The sequence below is a fragment of the Pseudomonas sp. NDM genome, from assembly GCF_003105095.1.
GTDB lineage: Bacteria > Pseudomonadota > Gammaproteobacteria > Pseudomonadales > Pseudomonadaceae > Aquipseudomonas > Aquipseudomonas moraviensis_A.
Window position 1 is genome coordinate 1 of the sequence record NZ_QETJ01000274.1, and the last position, 3,376, is coordinate 3,376.

Consider the following 3,376-nt stretch of genomic DNA (forward strand, 5'->3'; position numbering starts at 1 on the left):
GAGTGAGCCTGCTCGCGATAGCGTCTTTTCAATCAACAAGGATGTCGACTGATACACCGCTATCGCGAGCAGGCTCACTCCTACATGAGACCGGGATTACAGCAGCAGGCCGATTTGAGTCTTTTTGGGCAACTTGCTCACCACCAGTTGATGCGATCGCTGCAAAAGCCCCTGCAATTCCTCCGCACCCAGCGGGTAGGGCGGATGCATGATGATCCACTGCGCCCGCGCCAGATACGGCGCCGGATGAATCCCCGGGCGGTCGCAATGGCCGAGAAACAGATCCTTGTCGACCTTGAACGCCAGCGAGTCGCCGCGTAATCCCTGTAAAGCGAACATCTTGTTGCCGGCAATCGAAAACACCCGCACGCCGCCCCATTTGTAGTCTTCGCGAGCACCGGGCAGCGCCAGACAAAATCCGGCAACCTCGGCTTCGCTCATTTTTCCCTGTTTCATAGCAACCGCTCCCCGCAGGCATTGAACGACTCGACCAGATGATCGATCCATGCGCGCACCGCTGGCATCACCCCGCGCCGATGCGGATACACCGCTTGCAGCCAGCCGCCAGGCAGTGACCATTGCGGCAGCACCTGCACCAGCGTGCCGTTACGCAATTCGGTCTCGCAGAACATCATCGGCAACACGGTAAAACCCTGACCGGCGAGGACGCAGGCCTTGCGCACTACGAAGTCATCGATACCCAGCCGCGCTTCCATGCTCAGATCGACACTTTTACCCTGCTGATCGAGCAGGCGCACATGAACCATGCGATCGGCTTCCAGCGCGCCGAGCACCGGCAGGTTCTTCAAGTCCTGGGGATGATTGATGGTCTTGCCTTGCATGAAATCCGGGCTGGCTATGACCACCGCCTGGGCCTGACGCAAGCGTCGGGTGACCAGCAACGGATCTTCATCGCCGTGATCGCGCACGCGCAACGCCACATCTATGCCTTCAGTGACCAGATCCACACGGCGGTTGAGCAGCACGACTTCCAACTGCACCTGCGGAAACTTGCCGAGAAAATCGCTGATCACCGTCGGCAGCATTTCATGGGCAAGCCCGGTCGGGCACGACACCCGCAGCCGACCGCGTGGCTCGCTGGACATACTCGCGACGGCCTCGTCAGCCATCTCCGCTTCAAGCAACATCGCCTGGCAGTGGCGCAAATAGCGTTCGCCAACAGCGGTGAGATTCAATTGTCGCGTAGTCCGCTGCAGCAGACGCGCGCCGAGGCGTTCTTCCAGTTCGGCAATTCTTCTGGACAGCCGTGACTTGGGAATACCGAGCAGGCGCCCGGCGGCGGCGAATCCGCCAGCCTCGACCACTTTGGCGAAATAGTAGAGATCGTTGAGGTCCTGCATGCGCGTTTCCAGTCGTTCTATCAATGGGACGAACTATCGCATTGTCGGCGACTAATCAGCTATTGGTTTGTTGCGTAGGATTGTCTCCATTCCGTCGCCGCCGGCGATTCTTTCAGGAGAACCTACATGAAACTGTTGCACATCGATTCGAGCATTCTCGGCGACAACTCGGCTTCCCGTCAGTTGAGCCGTCAAGTCGTCGACGCCTGGCAAGCCGCCGAGCCGAGCGCCGTGGTCACCTATCGCGACCTGGCTGCCGACGCGATCAGCCACTTCTCGTCGACCACGCTGGTCGCCGCCGGTACTACCGCAGAGCTGCGCGACGCTGTGCAACAGCACGAAGCCGAGCTGAGCGCTTCGACCCTGGCCGAGTTCATCGCTGCCGACGCCGTGGTGATTGCCGCGCCGATGTACAACTTCACCATCCCGACCCAGCTCAAGGCGTGGATCGACCGCGTTGCCGTCGCCGGCCAGACTTTCCGCTACACCGAAGCCGGCCCGGAAGGCCTGTGCGGTGGCAAGAAAGTGGTGATCGTGTCGACCTCCGGCGGCATCCATGCCGGTCAGGCCAGCGGCATCGCTCACGAAGAGTATCTGAAGCTGGTGCTGGGTTTCCTCGGCATCACCGATATCGAAATCGTCCGCGCTGAAGGCCTGGCCTATGGCGAAGAAGTGCGCAACAACGCCATGAGCGCTGCGCAAGCGAAGATCAGCGAGCAACTGTTCGCCGCCGCGTAAGGCTTGCGTAAAGAACAGCTGATGTTCAGGTAATCCCCAAGAAACTCTGTATTCTGGTTCCGCAAGGGCCGAATACGGAGTTTTTTGTTTCTGGCTGTTACATAATCTGGCCCGGGTTATGCAGTTTCAGCACATCCGACGATGGAGTCCGACAGGGTGGGGGCATTCATGAAGCATCTTTGTGCAATGTTGCTGATTTGCCTGCTCGGCAGCCTGAATTCAGTGCAGGCCGCGCCGGGGCGGCATCCCGTATGGAGTGTCGGTTATCACGAGATGACCTTTCTCGACCCGCTCGATCTGCAACCGATGCGCGCCATCGCTTTTTATCCCTCCAGTGACCGCGAGCACCTGAGTTTGCTCGAGGGCTACCCGGTGGAAGCCGGGGAAGACACCAAAGTCGCCATCGGCCGCTTTCCGATGTTGATGCTCTCCCACGGCAACACCGGCACGCCGCTGGCCTTGCATGATCTGGCGACGTCGCTGGCGCGCAAAGGCTTTGTGGTGGTGGCGGTGATCCACCCCGGCGACAACTGGCGCGACCATAGCCGTCTTGGCACGTTGAGCAACCTTTATGGCCGTCCGATTCAAATCTCCCAAGCAATCACCGCAACCCTTGGCGACCGCATGCTGGCGCCGTTCGTCAATGCTGATCAGGTCGGCGTCATCGGTTATTCGGCGGGTGGCGAGACCGCGTTGATTCTGTCCGGGGCGCAACCGGATCTGGATCGCCTGCGCCGCTATTGCCAGGAACGCCCGGACGATCACGATGCCTGCAACACCCAGGGCGAGCTGATTGTCGATCGCGATGACTTGCAACCGGTGGCCGATCCACGGGTTCACGCCTTGTTGCTGATGGCGCCGCTGAGCCTGAAATTCGGCCGCCATACTCTCGCCGACGTGCATGTGCCAGTGCTGCTCTACAGCGGCGACGGCGACAAACTGGTGGCCTTCGACAAAAACGCCGCCGCCCTGGCGCGCAAACTGCCCACCGCGCCGGACTTCAAGCTGCTGGCCGGGGCAGGGCACTTCGTGTTCATGGCGCCGTGCACCGAAGAGCAGATCCGCGCCATGCCGGCGTTGTGTACCGACGCTGACGGAGTCGATCGCGAGGATATTCACCGCAACCTGATCTCGGAGGCCGGACGGTTTTTTGCCCATGCGCTGGCGAAAACAACCCGAGCGGGGATGCAGACGGCGGATCAATAACTTCATCACCGCCACCAATTCCTGTAGGAGCTGACGAGTGCAACGAGGCTGCGATCTCTTGATCTTCAAAG

At 60.3% G+C, this 3,376-nt stretch carries 4 protein-coding genes; 2 read left to right on the forward strand and 2 right to left on the reverse strand.

The window, feature by feature from the left end; all coding sequences use genetic code 11:
* Positions 1-96 precede the first annotated feature (96 nt).
* Together DCO47_RS26260 and DCO47_RS26265 are read right to left on the reverse strand one after the other, a co-directional pair.
* A complete protein-coding gene (locus tag DCO47_RS26260) occupies positions 97-456 on the reverse strand; it encodes an MmcQ/YjbR family DNA-binding protein (RefSeq protein ID WP_042609917.1) in 360 nt (119 codons plus the stop codon).
* A complete protein-coding gene (locus DCO47_RS26265; protein WP_064362268.1) occupies positions 453-1,361 on the reverse strand; it encodes a LysR substrate-binding domain-containing protein in 909 nt (302 codons plus the stop codon). The genes DCO47_RS26260 and DCO47_RS26265 overlap by 4 nt, the downstream gene beginning before the upstream one ends.
* Positions 1,362-1,487: 126 nt before the next feature.
* Between DCO47_RS26265 and DCO47_RS26270 the strand changes: the two genes are divergently transcribed.
* Positions 1,488-2,099: an FMN-dependent NADH-azoreductase gene (locus DCO47_RS26270; protein ID WP_042609919.1), complete on the forward strand. Its 612-nt coding sequence runs from the start codon at positions 1,488-1,490 to the stop codon at positions 2,097-2,099.
* A gap of 168 nt (positions 2,100-2,267) precedes the next feature.
* Positions 2,268-3,305: a dienelactone hydrolase gene (locus tag DCO47_RS26275; RefSeq protein ID WP_116659248.1), complete on the forward strand. Its 1,038-nt coding sequence runs from the start codon at positions 2,268-2,270 to the stop codon at positions 3,303-3,305.
* Positions 3,306-3,376 lie beyond the last annotated feature (71 nt).

Bases quoted from the DNA above. Each gene is read 5' to 3' on its own strand.
- DCO47_RS26265 (WP_064362268.1), bottom strand. From the start codon at position 1,361: ATGCAGGACCTCAACGATCTCTACTATTTCGCCAAAGTGGTCGAGGCT.
- DCO47_RS26260 (WP_042609917.1), bottom strand. From the start codon at position 456: ATGAAACAGGGAAAAATGAGCGAAGCCGAGGTTGCCGGATTTTGTCTG.
- DCO47_RS26275 (WP_116659248.1), top strand. From the start codon at position 2,268: ATGAAGCATCTTTGTGCAATGTTGCTGATTTGCCTGCTCGGCAGCCTG.
- DCO47_RS26270 (WP_042609919.1), top strand. From the start codon at position 1,488: ATGAAACTGTTGCACATCGATTCGAGCATTCTCGGCGACAACTCGGCT.